15 protein-coding genes are annotated in these 14837 nt (G+C 74.4%); 9 read left to right on the top strand and 6 right to left on the bottom strand.

Features of this window, described 5'->3' with window-relative positions; all coding sequences use genetic code 11:
- The first annotated feature begins 107 nt into the window (after window positions 1-107).
- The 7 genes from ACZ3IL_RS12750 to ACZ3IL_RS12720 all read left to right on the top strand — a co-directional run bounded on the left by ACZ3IL_RS12750 (window position 108) and on the right by ACZ3IL_RS12720 (window position 6284).
- The gene (locus tag ACZ3IL_RS12750) at window positions 108-1724 is read left to right on the top strand and encodes an ABC transporter substrate-binding protein (RefSeq protein ID WP_467389503.1); all 1617 of its coding nucleotides are present in this window, start codon (window positions 108-110) and stop codon (window positions 1722-1724) included.
- Window positions 1721-2713 carry an ABC transporter permease gene (locus ACZ3IL_RS12745; RefSeq protein WP_467389501.1) on the top strand — a complete coding sequence of 331 codons (993 nt, stop codon included), beginning with the start codon at window positions 1721-1723 and terminating at the stop codon, window positions 2711-2713. Before ACZ3IL_RS12750 ends, ACZ3IL_RS12745 begins: the two co-directional genes overlap by 4 nt.
- Window positions 2706-3542: an ABC transporter permease gene (locus ACZ3IL_RS12740; RefSeq protein WP_467389499.1), complete on the top strand. Its 837-nt coding sequence runs from the start codon at window positions 2706-2708 to the stop codon at window positions 3540-3542. Before ACZ3IL_RS12745 ends, ACZ3IL_RS12740 begins: the two co-directional genes overlap by 8 nt.
- Window positions 3539-4567, top strand: coding sequence for an ABC transporter ATP-binding protein (locus tag ACZ3IL_RS12735; RefSeq protein ID WP_467389497.1), 1029 nt, complete (start codon window positions 3539-3541; stop codon window positions 4565-4567). The genes ACZ3IL_RS12740 and ACZ3IL_RS12735 overlap by 4 nt, the downstream gene beginning before the upstream one ends.
- A complete protein-coding gene (locus tag ACZ3IL_RS12730) occupies window positions 4560-5231 on the top strand; it encodes an ABC transporter ATP-binding protein (protein WP_467389495.1) in 672 nt (223 codons plus the stop codon). Before ACZ3IL_RS12735 ends, ACZ3IL_RS12730 begins: the two co-directional genes overlap by 8 nt.
- Entirely contained in the window at window positions 5228-5878 is a 651-nt protein-coding gene (locus tag ACZ3IL_RS12725) for a hypothetical protein (RefSeq protein WP_467389493.1), read from the top strand. The genes ACZ3IL_RS12730 and ACZ3IL_RS12725 overlap by 4 nt, the downstream gene beginning before the upstream one ends.
- A gap of 211 nt (window positions 5879-6089) precedes the next feature.
- Window positions 6090-6284 (top strand): hypothetical protein, encoded by a 195-nt coding sequence (locus ACZ3IL_RS12720; RefSeq protein ID WP_467389491.1) that lies wholly within the window; start codon window positions 6090-6092, stop codon window positions 6282-6284.
- A gap of 19 nt (window positions 6285-6303) precedes the next feature.
- Here ACZ3IL_RS12720 and ACZ3IL_RS12715 read toward each other — a convergent pair whose 3' ends face one another.
- Window positions 6304-7101 carry a VOC family protein gene (locus ACZ3IL_RS12715; RefSeq protein ID WP_467389489.1) on the bottom strand — a complete coding sequence of 266 codons (798 nt, stop codon included), beginning with the start codon at window positions 7099-7101 and terminating at the stop codon, window positions 6304-6306.
- Window positions 7102-7203: 102 nt separating this feature from the next.
- On the opposite strand from ACZ3IL_RS12715, the gene ACZ3IL_RS12710 reads away from it, so the two are divergent.
- Window positions 7204-7890: a formylglycine-generating enzyme family protein gene (locus ACZ3IL_RS12710; RefSeq protein WP_467389487.1), complete on the top strand. Its 687-nt coding sequence runs from the start codon at window positions 7204-7206 to the stop codon at window positions 7888-7890.
- An 11-nt stretch (window positions 7891-7901) separates the two neighbouring features.
- On the opposite strand, the gene ACZ3IL_RS12705 is transcribed toward ACZ3IL_RS12710, so the two are convergent.
- Window positions 7902-8402, bottom strand: a complete 501-nt coding sequence (locus ACZ3IL_RS12705) for a nucleotide triphosphate diphosphatase NUDT15 (RefSeq protein ID WP_467389485.1) — start codon at window positions 8400-8402, stop codon at window positions 7902-7904.
- Window positions 8403-8495: 93 nt separating this feature from the next.
- Window positions 8496-8894 (bottom strand): DUF5997 family protein, encoded by a 399-nt coding sequence (locus ACZ3IL_RS12700; RefSeq protein ID WP_467389483.1) that lies wholly within the window; start codon window positions 8892-8894, stop codon window positions 8496-8498.
- Window positions 8895-9059: 165 nt separating this feature from the next.
- Between ACZ3IL_RS12700 and ACZ3IL_RS12695 the strand changes: the two genes are divergently transcribed.
- Window positions 9060-9806 carry a LysR family transcriptional regulator substrate-binding protein gene (locus ACZ3IL_RS12695; RefSeq protein ID WP_467390456.1) on the top strand — a complete coding sequence of 249 codons (747 nt, stop codon included), beginning with the start codon at window positions 9060-9062 and terminating at the stop codon, window positions 9804-9806.
- Between the two features lie 238 nt (window positions 9807-10044).
- Here the strand turns inward: ACZ3IL_RS12695 and ACZ3IL_RS12690 are convergent, their stop codons facing one another.
- The 3 genes from ACZ3IL_RS12690 to ACZ3IL_RS12680 all read right to left on the bottom strand — a co-directional run bounded on the left by ACZ3IL_RS12690 (window position 10045) and on the right by ACZ3IL_RS12680 (window position 14718).
- Complete coding sequence (locus ACZ3IL_RS12690) at window positions 10045-11700, bottom strand: FAD-dependent oxidoreductase (protein WP_467389481.1); 1656 nt, start codon at window positions 11698-11700, stop codon at window positions 10045-10047.
- 33 nt (window positions 11701-11733) lie between these two features.
- Window positions 11734-12663 carry an AurF N-oxygenase family protein gene (locus tag ACZ3IL_RS12685; protein ID WP_467389479.1) on the bottom strand — a complete coding sequence of 310 codons (930 nt, stop codon included), beginning with the start codon at window positions 12661-12663 and terminating at the stop codon, window positions 11734-11736.
- 222 nt (window positions 12664-12885) lie between these two features.
- Entirely contained in the window at window positions 12886-14718 is a 1833-nt protein-coding gene (locus ACZ3IL_RS12680; RefSeq protein WP_467389476.1) for a S8 family serine peptidase, read from the bottom strand.
- Between the last annotated feature and the right edge of the window lie 119 nt (window positions 14719-14837).

Genomic DNA, 14837 nt, shown 5'->3' with positions numbered 1-14837 from the left:
CACCCGGCAGGCGGGTGGGGGGCCCGCTTGTGCCCGCCCCGCATGCGTACTGTTTAATTGCGACCTGTTCGCAAAAGCAGTTGATCTTCAAAAGGGGTGTGGACGGAATGACCGCCCGATCCATCCGCGGCGTGGTGGCCGCGACGGCGGCGGGGGCCCTCGCCCTCACCGCCGCGGCCTGCTCCCCTCCCGGCTCCACCACCGCCGGGGGAGCCGGACCCAAGGATTCCGCGGTCGTCGGCATCGCCTACGAGCCCGACAGCCTCAGCCCCCTCCTCGGCTACGGCAAGGACGGCAACGCGAAGATATTCGACGGCCTCCTCGCCTTCGACGCCGACATGAGGCTCAGGCCGGCCCTCGCCCGCGAACTGCCCCGCGTCAGCGACGACGGCCTCACGTACACCTACGCCCTCCGCAAGGGCGTCACCTTCAGCGACGGCGCCCCCTTCACCGCGAAGGACGTCGTCTTCACGTACCGGACGATCCTCGACCCGAAGACGAACAACCCCTCCCGCGCCGAACTCGACGCCCTCAAGAGCGTCGACGCGGTCGGCGACGACACCGTCGTCTTCCGGCTCAAGTACCCCTACGCGCCCTTCGCCGAGCGCACCGTCCACGCCATCGCCCCCGAGCACGTCGCCGCGAAGCAGGACGTCAACACCGGCGCCTTCACCACCAGGCCGATCGGCACCGGCCCGTACGTCCTCACCGGCTGGTCCAAGGGCGAGAAGCTGAGCTTCACGGCCAACCCGACCTACTGGAACGGCGCGCCGGAGGTCAAGAAGTTCACCATGGCGATCATCAAGGACGACGACGTCCGCGCCACCCGGCTGCGCGCCGGCGACCTCGACGGCGCCATCCTGCCGCCCAACCTCGCCGCCGGCTTCAAGGCCGACAAGAACCGGAAGACCTGGACGGCGAAGACCTACGACTACCGCACGGTCACCCTCCCCACCCACAACCCGGTGACCGGCGACACCGCCGTCCGCCGCGCCCTCGACCTCGCCGTCGACCGGCAGGCCATGGTCGACAAGATCCTCGAAGGCGCCGGAAAGCCCGCCTACGGGCCCGTCCCCACCGACAGCCCCTGGTTCACCAAGGGCACCGAGCGCCGCCACGACCTCGCCGGGGCCCGGAAGATCCTCGACGAGGCCGGCTGGAAGCCCGGCCCCGACGGCGTCCGCGTCAGGAACGGCGTCCGCGCCGCCTTCCCGCTCTGGTACCTCTCCGGGGACAAGCTCCGCCAGGACCACGCCCTCGCCTACGCCTCCGACGCCAAGAAGGCCGGCATCGACGTCACGACCCAGGCCGGCACCTGGGAGGTCATCGAGCCCCGGATGAAGACCGATGCCGTCCTCGCCGGCGGCGGCTCGCCCGGCGACCCCGACTTCGACCAGTACCTCCTCCTGAAGTCCTCCCTCGCCGGCGACGGCTTCAACAACATGGCTTGGTACGACAACAAGACCGTCGACCGCGCCCTGGAGGACGGCCGCCGCACGAACGACCCCGCCGGACGCCGCGCCGCCTACGACACCGTCCAGCGCGAACTGGTGAAGAACCCCGGCTACACCTTCCTCACCCACATCGACCACCTCTACGTCCTGAACGACTCCTGGGACGGTCCGAGCACCCAGACCGAGCCGCACGACCACGGCCTCGCCGCCGGCCCCTGGTGGAACGTCGAGACCTGGAAGCCCCGCGACACCGGAGCGGCGAAGAAGTGAAGCGCCGCCTTCCCTGGGGGGCCATGGCGCGGATGACGGGACGGCGCGCCCTGGCCGCCGTCCCCGTCCTGCTCGCCGTCACCTTCGCGGTGTTCGCCGTGGCCGAGGCGTCCCCCTTCGACCCCGTCAAGGCGTACGCCGGCACCGCCGGACTCACCGCCTCGCAGGAGAACCTCGACCAGCTCCGCGCCAACCTCGGCGCCGACCGCCCCCTGCTGTCCCGCTGGTGGGAATGGCTCACCTCCGCCCTCACCGGCGATCTCGGCGACTCCGCCGTCATGCGCCGCCCCGTCGCGGAGGTCATCACCGAACGCCTCGGCTGGTCCGTCCTCCTCGCCGCCACCGCCTTCGCCGTCGCCATCGTCCTCGGCACCCTCCTGGGCGTGCTCGCCGGACGCCGCCGCGGCGGCCTCCTCGACCGGGCGGTCAGCTCCGCCGCGTACACCCTGGAAGCCGCCCCCGCCTTCTGGCTCGGCCTCCTCGCCATCTGGTTCTTCGCCCTGAAGCTGGGCGCCCTGCCCGCCGGCGGACTCACCGACACCGCCAGCGACACCGTCACCCCCGGCCAGGTCGCCCACCACCTCGTGCTGCCCGCGCTCGTCCTCGGGACCTCCCAGCTCCCGTGGTTCTTCCTGTACGTCCGCCAGGGCGTCGGCGACGCCCTCGAAGAGGACCCCGTGCGCGGCGCCCGCGCCCGCGGCCTGCGCGAACGCACCGTCCTCACCGGCCACGCCCTCCGTTCCGGAATGCTTCCCGTGCTCACCCTCGTCGGCTCCCGCGTCCCCGAACTGATCACCGGAGCCCTGCTCGTGGAGACCGTCTTCAGCTGGCCCGGCATCGCGGCCGCCACCGTCACGGCCGCCACCTCCGTGGACTTCCCGCTCCTCGCGGCGCTCACCGTCCTCGCCACCGCCGCCGTCCTCCTCGGCAACCTCCTCTCCGACCTGCTGTACGGCCTGGCCGACCCCCGGGTGGGCTTCGATGGCTGACCCGCGCACCCACCGCCTGCGGCTGTGGACCTCCGCCGTCACCGTCGCGGCCGTCCTCCTCGCCGTGCTCCTCGTGCCCCCGCTCGTCCAGCTCGACGAGCAGGCCGTCGACCTCTCCCGCAAGCTCCTCCCGCCGACCTGGGACCACCCCTTCGGCACCGACGACCTCGGCCGCGACCTCCTCCTGCGCTGCGTCTACGGACTGCGGGTCTCGCTCCTCGTCGGACTGGTCGCCGCGCTCGTCGCCACCGTCATCGGCACCGCCGTGGGAGCCGCCGCCGGCGCGCTCGGCGGCTGGGCCGACCGCGCCCTCATGCGGCTCGTGGACACCTTCTCCTCCGTGCCGCACCTGCTCCTCGGCATCTTCGTAGTCGCCCTCTTCCGGCCCGGCGTCTGGCCCGTCATCGTCTCCGTCGCCGTCACCCACTGGCTCTCCACCGCCCGGATCGTGCGCTCCGAGGTCCTCTCCCTGCGCACCCGGCCCTTCGTGGACGCCGCCGTCTCCGGCGGCGCCACCCGGTGGCGCGTCGCCGTCCGGCACCTGCTGCCCGCCGTCCTGCCCCAGGCCGGCCTCGCCGCCGTCCTGATGGTCCCGCACGCCATGTGGCACGAGTCCGCCCTCTCCTTCCTCGGCCTCGGCCTCCCCAGCCACCAGGCCAGCCTCGGCAACCTGGTGCAGAACGCGCGCTCCTCGCTCCTCGCCGGGTCCTGGTGGCCCACCCTCTTCCCCGGCCTCCTCCTCATCGTGCCGACCCTCGCCATCGCCGGACTCGCGGGCGTGTGGCGCGACCGGCTCAACCCGCGCCGCCGATCGGAGCTGATGCTGTGAGCGCCCCGAACCTCCCGGCGCGCCGGGTCCTGCGCGCCCTCGACGCCGTCACCGCCGAGCGGGCGGAGGACGCCGTCCTCAGCGTCCGCGACCTCACCGTCCGCTTCCGGCTGCGCGGCGGACGCACCGTCGCCGCCGTCACCGGCGCCGGCTTCGACCTCGCGGCGGGGGAGTGCCTCGCCCTCGTCGGCGAGAGCGGCTGCGGCAAGTCCGTCCTCGCCTCCGCCCTCCTCGGCCTGCTCCCGGGCAACGCCGAGGCCTCCGGCACGGCCCTGCTCGCGAGCCCCGACGGCGGAGACGGCACCGACCTGATCACCGCCGGCGAGAAGACCCTCGCCCGCACCGTACGGGGCCGCCGCGTCGGCCTCGTACCGCAGAGCCCCGCCGCCCACCTCACCCCCGTCCGCACCGTGCGGTCCCAGCTGGAGGAGACCGTCCGGGCCCTCACCGGCACCTCCCGCCGCGACCGGCGCGAGGCCGCCGAGGCCGCCGCCGGACGGGCCGCCTTCCCCGCCGACCACCTCGACCGGTACCCCCACGAGCTCTCCGGCGGCCTCGCCCAGCGCGCCGCGACCGCCCTCGCCCTCATCGGCGACGCCCGGCTGCTGCTCGCCGACGAGCCCACCACCGGCCTCGACCGCGACCTGGTCGACCGGACCGTGGACGAACTGCGCCGCCACGCCGACGACGGCCGCGCCCTCCTCCTCATCACCCACGACCTGGCCGCCGCCGCGCGCATCGCGGACCGCGTCGCCGTCATGTACGCGGGCCGGATCGTCGAGATCGCCCCCGCCCACCGCTTCTTCGGCCCCGCCGGCCCCCGCCACCCCTACGCCCGGGGCCTCCTCGACGCCCTGCCCGACCGGGCCTTCACCCCCATTCCCGGCATGCCCCCGGAGCTGTCCGCGCTGCCCGAGGGGTGCGCCTTCGCCCCGCGCTGCCCCCGCGCCACCGGCCTCTGCGCCACCCTCCCCGAGCCCGTGGCCGGGGTGGCCTGCCACCACCCGGAGCACCCCCGTGCTTGAACTCGACGCCGTCACCGCCGGATACGACCGCCGTTCCCCCGTCTTCCGGGGAGCCTCCCTCACCGTCGCCCCGGGGGAGTCCGTGGGCCTCCTCGGCCCCAGCGGCTGCGGCAAGTCCACCCTCGCCCGGGTCGCCGCCCTCCTCCACCGTCCCGACGCGGGCCGCCTCGTCCTCGACGGCACCGAGGTGCGGGCCTGGCGCCACCGCGCCCCGCGCGAGCTGCGCACCGCCGTCGGCGTCGTCTTCCAGCAGCCCCGCACCGCCGCCGACCCCCGGCTCACCCTCGCCGACCTCGTCGTGGAACCGCTGCGCGCCACCGGCCGCCGCGCCGAGGCCCCCGAGCGCCTGGCCGCGCTCGCCCCGGCCGTCGGCCTCACCCCCGACCTGCTCGTCCGCCGCCCCCACGAGGTCAGCGACGGCCAGCTCCAGCGCGCCTGCCTCGCCCGCGCGCTGTGCCTGCGCCCCCGCTGGCTGATCTGCGACGAGATGACCGCCATGCTCGACGCCTCCACCACGGCCGCCCTGGTCGCCGCCGTCGACGCCTACCGCGCGGAGACCGGCGCCGGCCTCCTCGCCGTGGGCCACGACCGCGTCCTCCTGAACCGCTGGTGCGACCGCACGGTGGACTGGAGGGAATGCCTGCCCCCCGGGGGGAACCCGTGACCGCCCCGTGGGCCCCGGCCCCCACCGGCGACCCCCTCGACGGACTGCGCGCCGCGCTCATGGACGCTCCCTGCGGGTACGAGCCCACGAGCGGGTACGAGGACCACTGCTGGCTCCTCCACACCCTTCACGACGGACCGGTGCGCCTCCGCTGGGACGAGGTCCTCGCCCGGTCCGGCCGACGCCTCGCCGACTGGCCGGGGCCGCCCTCGTACCTCGTCTTCGAGGGCGTCGCGGGAGCCGGTGCACTCGACGGCCCGGAACCGGCCGAGATGGACCGCGCCTGTCTCGCCCGCCTCGTGCACCACCTCGTACGGCACAGCCCCCGGGGCCCCCGCACACCGTGCGGCGCGGCGCAGGCACCCGTGGAGAACCCTCCCGGCGAAGACCTCGCGGCCCGGCGCGGGCGCCTCGGCGACGCCCTCGCCCACTACGACGCCTGCAACGGCCCCGGGGCCGTGCTGGAACGCCGCTTCCCCGCCACCTGGTGGGCGGCGGACGGACGCTGGTTCGTGCTCACCAGCTGGGACCTGAGCGCCACCCGGGTCCTCGGCCCCGCCGCGCTCGTCGCCGATCTGCTCGCCGACCCGGAGCTCGACGCCGTGCGCCGCCCGGGCATCGCGGAATCGCACGGCCTCACGGGCTGATCCGCCCGCACGTCCGGGCAGGCCCCGGCCGCACGGGCCGGGCGGGCGGCGCGGGAGTCCCCGGTCGCGCGGTCCGGTCCGTCCGGCCGAGGCTCCGCCCCGATCTCACCCGTATGGCCGCCCCGCCATACGCCCGGATGAAGCGCTCATTCCGCAACACTGTCCGCCGAAAGCCGCAATTCCGGTGCGGCGTCGGAGGGACGTGAAGGCGATGGCCGTTTCCATTTCTGTTGTGCTGCTCCTGCTGATCCTGGCCGTGATCTTCCTGCGGAACGGCGGGCTCAAGCTCTCGCACGCGATCGTCTGCGCCCTGCTCGGATTCTTCCTCGCCGGCACCAGCATGGCGCCCACCATCCACGACGGCGTCGCCGCCACCGCCGACGTGGTCTCCGGCCTCAGGCCGTGACCTCCGGGCGCGGGCCGGGTCACTCCATCTCGGGCACGTCGCCCGTCGTGGTCCCCGGGTCGATCACGGCGAAGGGGGCGCCCTGCGGGTCCAGGATCGCCGCGAACCGGCCGAACGGGCTGTCCATCGGGCCGAAGACCGTGCGCCCGGACAGGCGCTCCGCCGCCTCGACGGCCCTGTCGCAGTCGTCGACGGCGAAGTAGACCTGGACGTACGGGGGGACCTCCGGAGGGAAGTCCCCGGCCGGCATCACCATCCGGCCGAGCACCGGTCCGCCCCCCAGATCGAAGACCCGGTAGTCCACGTGGTCGTCCTTCATCTTCTTCGAGCCGTAGCCGAAGACGGCCGGGAAGAAGGCGTCGGACTTCTCCGGCTCCCGGGTGAACACCTCCGCCCAGATGTACGAGCCGGGCTCGCCCTCCCGCTCGAAGCCCTGGTGCGTCCCCGACTGCCAGACGCCGAACACGACGCCCGACGGGTCCCGCGCGATGCACATCGAGCCGAACTCCCCGACCCGCATCGGCTCCATCAGGACGGTGCCGCCCGCCTCCCTGATCCGCTCCGCCGTGGCGGCGACGTCCGGCGAGGAGAGGTAGAGGCACCAGGCCGACCGCGGCGGGGTGTCCTGGCCGGGCATCGGCGGCACGACGGCCGCGACCGCCTTTCCGTCCTTGTAGGCCTGCGTGTAGTTGCCGAACTCCGTGGACGCCTCGGCGAAGGTCCAGCCGAGCACGTCGCCGTAGAACGCCTTGGCGCCCTCGGCGTCGGTGAACATCGCGTCGGTCCAGACCGGCGTGCCTTCGGGTCGTGAGGCCATGACGCTGACTCTTTTCCGGTCGATGACGGGCTTCCTGGAAACCACGCTAGCCAGAGCCGTCACGTCCCGCTCGGCGGCGCGGAAAGCTGCGATCATGGACGGATGGAAACGGTCGCGGGGGACGGGACGATCGCCGTCCGGCGGGGGCGGGTCACCCTGTCGGACCGGCGCACGGAGCGGAGCTGGACGGTGGAGGTCGGGCCGTACGCCCTGGCCGCCGCCCCCGTCACGCGGGAGCTGTACGAGCGGGTCACGGGGGAGCGGCCGGGCGCCGCGCACGGCGACCGGCTCCCCGTGGAGGGGGTCTCCTGGAGTGACGCGGTCCGCTTCTGCGACGCCCTCTCGGCCCGCGAGGGCCTCACCCCCGCCTACCGGACGCGGGCCGGGGACGGGGAGGGCGCGGACGGGACCGCGTGGGACCGGACCGCCGACGGTTACCGGCTGCCCACCGAGGCCGAGTGGGAGTACGCCTGCCGGGCCGGCACCACGGGGGCGCGGTACGGCCCGCTCGACGAGATCGCCTGGTACCGGGGGAACTCCGGGGAACGCCTCCGCGCGGTGGGCGGCCGGCGCCCCAACGCCTGGGGCTTCCACGACATGCTGGGCAACGTCTGGGAGTGGTGCTGGGACCTGTACGACCCCGAGGTCTACGGCGGCTACCGGGTGCTGCGCGGCGGCGGCTGGTTCGACGAGCACTGGAGCTGCCGCGCCTCGGTGCGCCGGCGCAGCCACCCCGCCCTCCGCATCGACGACGTCGGCTTCCGCGTGGCCCGCACCCTGCCGGGCTGAGCCGCCGGGCGTCAGCCGGGCAGCCGGCCCAGGGCGTACCGGTGGAACGGGCCGCCCGGGATCGGGAGGTCCGGCCGCCACATCCGCAGCACCTGCGCCGAGGGCAGGAACAGCGCCTCCGGCAGCCGGTCCGGGTCCGTCCACTCCCAGCGCTCGATCTTGTCGGGCTCGGTCACGGCCGGCACCCCGCCGAAGACGCGCAGGGCCGTGGCCGCGGTCAGCCGGGTCATCCGGCCGGAGGTGACCGAGTCCAGGATCAGCCCGAGGACCTCGACGTCGGCGGCGTCCGCCACGAGCGACGTCTCCTCGGCCAGCTCGCGGACCGCCGCGCCCTCCACGGACTCACCCGGTTCGACCTGGCCGCCGGGCAGCTCCCACACCCCGGAGCGGTGGAGGCCGAGGAGGACCCGGCCGTCCGCGTCCACGACGACGACACCGGCCCCGAGGGAGGCCCTGGCGGCCGGCGGCCGGACGTTGCGTTCCGCCGCCGCGGCCTGCTCCGCGCTGGTCATGGGGTTCCTTCCGACGGAGGCCGCCCGCCCGTCACGCCCGGAGGGCGGGAGAGGACGGGGGAACGGGGGAGGGGACGAGGGGAACGGGGCCGGTCAGTCCTCCTGCGTGCGCCGCGCCCGCTCCTCGTCGCGCTCCTTGATCCGGAGCGCCTCCTTGCGGACCTCCGCCTGGGTGGCGCGCTCCTTGCGCAGCCACTCCGGGAACTCCTCCTTGAGCGCGTCGATCTGCGCCGTGGTGAGCGGCTCGGTGATGCCGCCGCGAGCGAGGCCGGCGATGGAGACGCCCAGCTTCGACGCGACCACCGGGCGCGGGTGCGGGCCGTTCTTCCGCAGCTCCTGGAGCCAGGCGGGCGGGTTGGCCTGGAGCTCGTTCAGCTCGGTGCGCGAGACGACACCCTCCTGGAACTCCGCGGGTGTGGCCTCGAGGTACACACCCAGCTTCTTCGCCGCGGTCGCGGGCTTCATCGTCTGGGTGTTCTGGTGCGACGTCATGCGTCAAGGGTATCGAGCGTGCGGACGACCTCCGACCACGGCGGCTACCGGTAGCCTGGCGGGGTGACAGGCTCGGACGCTTCTCCCTCGGACTCCTCCCCGGACCGCTCCCCGGATTCCCCCGCGGACCCCTCCCCGGGCTCACCCTCGTTCCGGCTCGCGTACGTGCCGGGCGTCACCCCCTCGAAGTGGGTGCGGGTCTGGAACGAGCGCCTGCCCGACGTGCCGCTGTCCCTCCTCTCCGTGACCCCCGCCGAGGCCTTCGGCGCGCTCCGGGGGGGCGCGGCCGACGCGGGACTCGTCCGGCTGCCCGTCGACGGGGACGACCTCAGCGCGATCCCGCTCTACACGGAGACGTCGGTCGTCGTGATCCCCCGGGACCACCTGTTCGCGGCGGCCGAGGAGGTCGCGGCGGAGGACCTCGCCGAAGAGCTCGTCCTGCACCCCCTCGACGACACCCTCGGCTGGGAGCGCCCGCCGGGCCGCCCGGCGTTCGAGCGCCCCGCGACCACCGCCGACGCGATCGAACTCGTCGCGGCCGGGGTGGGCCTGCTCGTCGTCCCCCAGTCGCTCGCCCGCCTGCACCACCGCAAGGACCTCACGTACCGGACGCTCACCGGCGTTCCCCAGTCCCGCGTGGCCCTGTCGTGGCCGGCCGCCGACGAGGCCCCCGACCTGGTGGAGGAGTTCATCGGGATCGTGCGCGGCCGGACGGTGAACAGCACCCGGGGCCGCCGCGCCGAGGCGAAGAAGGGCCTGAAGGAGCAGAAGCCGGCCAGGGCGGGGAAGCCCGCCTCCTCCGGGAAGTCCGCCGGGGCCCGCACCCCGGGGCGGTCCGCGGCCCGCAAGGGCGGCGGCGCCGGGGGCTCCGCGCGCGGGGGCCGGAGCGGGAAGCCCCGCCGCAGGTCCTGACCCCTCTTCCGGGGGCGGGCGGCGCGTCCACCGGGTGAGCTTTTCCGCGTCACCGCGTCACCGCGTCACCGCGTCACCGCGTCACCCTCTCCCCGAGTGCCCGAGTGCCCGAGTGCCCGAGTGCCCGAGTGCCCGCTCCCCGTCTCACCGCGTCCGCCGGGCCGGTCCTCCCGGCCCGGCGGACGCGGCCGGGAAGGCCTTCCGGTTCCGCGTACCGGCCGGGAACCGCCCCGGGTGCTCAGACCGGCCGGCGCCGGCCGGTCCTCGCCGCCGCGACCAGTTCCGGCACCGTGGCGAGCTTGACCCGGGGGCGGCCCGTCTCCCGGCCCCGCGCCCGCTCGGTCCGGTCGATGGCCGCGAGGCCGCGCGCGTCGACGAGACCCGCGCTGCGGCTCCGGGCCAGCCGGCGGAACTCCGCGGCCGTGCCCGTCGGCTTCGGCAGCGCGCCGGCCACCGCGTCCGCGAGCAGCGTCCCGACCGTCTCCTCCGCGCAGACGCGGTTGGCCCCGATGCCGCCCGAGGGCCCGCGCTTGATCCAGCCGACGACGTAGCCGCCGGGCAGGCCGGTGATCCGGCCGGCCTCGTGCGGCACGGTGCCGGCGGCCTCGTCGAACGGAAGCCCCGGGATCGGCACGCCCCGGTGGCCGACGGCCCGGACGAGGAGCCCCGCCCCGATCTCCGTGCCGGACTCCGTCCCCTCCTCCGTCACGCGGACCGCCCGGACCGCGTCGGTGCCGAGCGCCTCGACCGGCGCGGAGTGGAAGCGCAGGACGATCCGGCGCCGGTCCGGCGCGGGCGGCCGCGTCCAGTCCACCGTCTCGCGGGCCGCGTCCCGCAGGAGCGCGGCCTTCTCCCCGGGGGCCGCCGCGTCGATCGCCGCGCCGGTGCGCGGGTCCCGGTCGTCCACGACCAGGTCCACGCCCGGGAGGTGCTTCAGGGCGAGCAGCTCGGAGGCCGTGTACGCGGCCTCCCCGGGGCCCCGGCGGCCGAGCAGCACCACCTCGCGGGCCCGGGTGCCGCTCAGCGCGGCGAGGGCGTGGTCGGCGATGTCCGTACCGGCGAGGGCGGCCGGGTCCATGAGCAGGACGCGGGCGACGTCGAGCGCCACGTTGCCGTTGCCGACCACGACGACGCGCTCGGCGGAGAGCGGGACGGCGTCCGCGCCGGTCTCCGGGTGCGCGTTGTACCAGGAGACGACGGTGGTCGCCGGGACGCTGCCCGGCAGGTCCTCGCCGGGGATGCCGAGCCGCCGGTCGGAGGGCGCGCCCACCGCGTAGATCACCGCGTCGTGGTGGGCGGCCAGTTCCCCGGCGGTGACGTCCCGGCCGACCTCCAGGCCCAGCCGCACGCGGACGCGGGGGTGGGAGTGGAAGCGGGCGAAGGACTCCCCGACGCCCTTGGTCGCCGGGTGGTCGGGCGCCACGCCGTAGCGGACGAGCCCGCCGGCCACCGGCAGCCGGTCGATCAGCGTCACCTCGGCGTTGGTGTGCAGGAGCAGGTCCTCGGCGGCGTACATGCCGGCCGGTCCCGTGCCGACGACCGCGATCCGCAGCGGCGCGAAGTCGGACGGGAGCGAGCGCGGGAAGGAGGGCTCGCCCCAGGGGTGGAAGTTCGGCGAGGCCACGGCCGGCGGGTCCGCGCGGTCCGCGTAGTACGCGGCGTTGATCGCCTCGTACTCCCGCAGCCGTCCGGTCAGCCGGTCCGCGGGGAAGATCGCGTCGGCCGGGCAGGCGTCGGCGCAGGCGCCGCAGTCGATGCAGGCCCGGGGGTCGATGTACAGCATCTCCGTGGTGCCGAAGTCCGGTTCCCCGGGCGTCGGGTGGATGCAGTTGACCGGACAGACGGCGACGCAGGTGGCGTCGTTGCAGCAGGTCTGGGTGATCGCGTAGGTCATCTCGTCGACTCGGCTCGGGGTGCGGGTGCGGGATCAGATCAGGTGGGCGCGCTTGTAGACGAAGAGCGCGGGCCGGGTGAGCAGGCGCGCCGAGGCCAGGAACTCCATGAGTCCGGCGCAGCTGGAGCGCAGCTGGGACTTGTAGTGCTCGTTGGCCGCGGCCTCGCGGCGGGCGCGCTCCGGGTCCAGGCCGGCCTGCGCGTACACGTCGGGGCTGACCATGCTGGTCACGATGTAGTACGAGGCGATGGCGACGACCAGGGCGTGGAAGTGGCGGCGGGCCGTGCTCGCCCGCGTGAGGCGGCGGCGCGTCTCGTCCCGGGCGAACTTCATGTGGCGGGACTCCTCCACGACGTGGATGTTGCTGATGGTGCGGACGAAGGGGACGACCCGCTCGTCGCGCATCCAGTCGCGCTGCATCACGTCGAGGACCTCCTCGGCGACGAGGATCGCGGCGTACGCGGCTTCGCCGAAGCCCACGGTCTTGAAGGCGCGGCCCAGTTCGAGGACCGCGCGGCGCGGGCGGTAGGCGGGGGCGCCGAGCTTCGCGGAGCCGCGGCCGAACATGATGGAGTGGCGGCACTCGTCCGCGATCTCGGTCAGGGCCCACTGGAACCGGGGGTCGGTGGGGTCCTTCGCGTACATGTCGCGCAGCACCATCTGCTGCAGGATCATCTCGAACCAGATGCCGGTGCTGGCGACCGAGGCGGCCTCCTGCCGGGTCAGCTCCTTGCGCTGGGCGTCGGTCATCTCGTTCCAGTACGCCGTGCCGTAGAGGCTGTTCCACTCCGGGCTCTGGCCGTGGAAGTCCTTGTCGAGGGGGGTGTCCCAGTCCACCTCGACGGCGGGGTCGTACGAGAGCCTGGCGGAGGACCGGAGCAGCCGCTCGGCGACGTCCGAGTCCGGGACGCCCCTGTCCTCGGCCCCGTCGTGGCTGTCCGGGCGAACGGTGCTGCTTGCCATGGTGCGGCTCCTTGGGTCGCTGTCGACTCGGAGACTTGTTAGACGTCCCGTCTAGCAAGCTTGTTAGACGGAACGTATAGCAAGCGGCCGGGGTAGGCCAGACCCGCGCGGGGACTTGTTTCCGGGACGTTCCCGGCGTACGCGCGCGAGCGCTCCGGCGCCGGGCACGCGAACGGGGCCGGAGCCCGGTCGGCTCCGGCCCCGTCCCGGGGGCGCGTCCTGTCAGAAGGTCAGGTTCCAGGCGTCGATCCTGCCCGTGTCCTGACTCGCGTTGTCGCTCACGCGGAGCTTCCAGACCCCGTTCGCCACCTCGGACGAGGCGTTGACGGTGTACGTCCGGGCGATGTTGTCCGTACCGCTGCCGGTCCGGTTGTGCAGTGTGTAGACGCTGCCGTCCGGGGCCACCAGATCGACCTTCAGGTCACCGATGTAGGTGTGCTTGACGTCCACGCCCACCGTGAGCGCGGCCGGCGCGTTGCCCGTCACGCCGGTGACCGTGATCGGGCTCTCGACCGTGGTGTTGTCGGGGACCGCGACGTCCGCGGTGTTCTCGAAGTACGTTCCGGCCGGCGGGGTCGAGCCGCCGACGGCCTTGAGGGCGTCGACCGCGCCCTCGCCGAAGAAGCCGTTCCTGGCCGTGGTGCCCGTGCAGCGGGTGTCCGACGGGCAGGCCCTGTCGGTCGCCTGGACGGCCAGCCGGTCCCGGATCTGCGCCGGGGTGAGGGACGGGTCCACGCTCGCGATCAGCGCCGCGACGCCGGTCACGTGCGGGGAGGCCATCGACGTGCCGCTCATGGTGCCGTACTTGCCGCCCGGGAGCGTCGAGTAGACGCCGGAGGAGCCGTCGCCGCCGGGGGCCGCGACGTCGATGACGCCGTTGCCGAAGTTCGAGTACGAGGCCTTGGCGCCGCCGTTGCCCTGCGCGGCGACGGTCACGACGCCCGGCAGCTCGGTCGGGATGTCGACGCAGGCGTTGGTGATCGTGCGGGTGACCGGCGTCGAGTCGTTGGGGCTCGCCGTGTCGGTCGTCTTGTTCGCCAGGTCGTAGTTGGAGTTCCCGGCGGCGGCGACCTGGAGCGATCCCTTGTTCTCGGCGTACTCCTGCGCCCGGCGGACCCCCTCGACGATGGCGGCCTGGTCCAGGTTGTCCGGGCAGTTGAACTGCCACGGGTCCGTGTAGTAGCTGTTGTTGGTGACCTTGAAACCGTGGTCGCCGGCCCACACGAAGCCGCAGATCGTGTTCTCCGCGAAGAACAGCGTGCTGCCCGGCTCCGCGATGCGGACCGAGGAGATCCGCACGCCCGGCGCGACGCCGATGACGCCCTTGCCGTTCTTGGCGGCCGCGATCGTGCCCGCCACGTGCGTGCCGTGGGTGTCGACGTCCCGCCAGGCGCCCGCCCGGGTGTCCGCCCTGCCGTAGGCGCAGGAGGCCGAGTCGGCGGCGTTGAAGTTGGGCGCGATGTCCTGGTGCCGGTCGTCCACGCCGGTGTCCAGGACGCCGACCTTCACCGACGCCGAACCGGTGGTGACCGCCCAGGCCTGGTCGGCCTTGATCTGCGTCATGTCCCAGCGGTTCGACTCGGTGAGCGTCGTCGCCGACTGGGACGGGTCGGCCGGGAGGGCCGGGCTGTAGGCGTCGGCCGGGACGTCGGACGTCCGGGTCGCGCCCACCTGCTGGACGCCGCCGACGGCGCGCATCGAGGAGGCGAACGACGCGGACGCCGAGTGCGCCACGATCACGCCGATCGCGTCGTACGCGGCGAAGACCGAACCGCCGTTGCCCGTGACGGCTCCGGTCACGGCGGCGGTGCCGCCGGGGGCCGTGATCACCAGGTACGCGCGGGTCCCCGCGGCCCAGGCGGCCGGGGCCGCCGCCTTCGTGGTGGCGGCCGTGGCCGTTCCCGCCGAACGGGCCGCGACGGGCGCGGTGTCCGACGGTGCCGCGTGGGCGAGTCCGGCGGGGGCGGCGAGCGCCACGATCGTGCCGAGCACCGCGACGGCCGTGGCAGAGGTTCTCGGCCGGCCGGCCGTCCGGCCGGATATGAGGGGAAACATCGCGTCCTCCGACGGCCCGGTGGCGCCTGTGGCGCCGGCCGGGCCCTGAGATGTGTGGGGTGGACGCAAGATCCCAGAACCCCTCTCCGGAAGGAAGCGTTCTGTCCGAGAAGCCCGTT

The organism is Streptomyces sp. NPDC014907 (genome assembly GCF_055562975.1).
This window is presented reverse-complemented; position numbering and strand designations above follow the sequence as displayed.

Bases quoted from the DNA above. Each gene is read 5' to 3' on its own strand.
- ACZ3IL_RS12750 (WP_467389503.1), top strand. From the start codon at position 108: ATGACCGCCCGATCCATCCGCGGCGTGGTGGCCGCGACGGCGGCGGGG.
- ACZ3IL_RS12740 (WP_467389499.1), top strand. From the start codon at position 2,706: ATGGCTGACCCGCGCACCCACCGCCTGCGGCTGTGGACCTCCGCCGTC.
- ACZ3IL_RS12720 (WP_467389491.1), top strand. From the start codon at position 6,090: ATGGCCGTTTCCATTTCTGTTGTGCTGCTCCTGCTGATCCTGGCCGTG.
- ACZ3IL_RS12715 (WP_467389489.1), bottom strand. From the start codon at position 7,101: ATGGCCTCACGACCCGAAGGCACGCCGGTCTGGACCGACGCGATGTTC.
- ACZ3IL_RS12710 (WP_467389487.1), top strand. From the start codon at position 7,204: ATGGAAACGGTCGCGGGGGACGGGACGATCGCCGTCCGGCGGGGGCGG.
- ACZ3IL_RS12705 (WP_467389485.1), bottom strand. From the start codon at position 8,402: ATGACCAGCGCGGAGCAGGCCGCGGCGGCGGAACGCAACGTCCGGCCG.
- ACZ3IL_RS12700 (WP_467389483.1), bottom strand. From the start codon at position 8,894: ATGACGTCGCACCAGAACACCCAGACGATGAAGCCCGCGACCGCGGCG.
- ACZ3IL_RS12690 (WP_467389481.1), bottom strand. From the start codon at position 11,700: ATGACCTACGCGATCACCCAGACCTGCTGCAACGACGCCACCTGCGTC.
- ACZ3IL_RS12685 (WP_467389479.1), bottom strand. From the start codon at position 12,663: ATGGCAAGCAGCACCGTTCGCCCGGACAGCCACGACGGGGCCGAGGAC.
- ACZ3IL_RS12680 (WP_467389476.1), bottom strand. From the start codon at position 14,718: ATGTTTCCCCTCATATCCGGCCGGACGGCCGGCCGGCCGAGAACCTCT.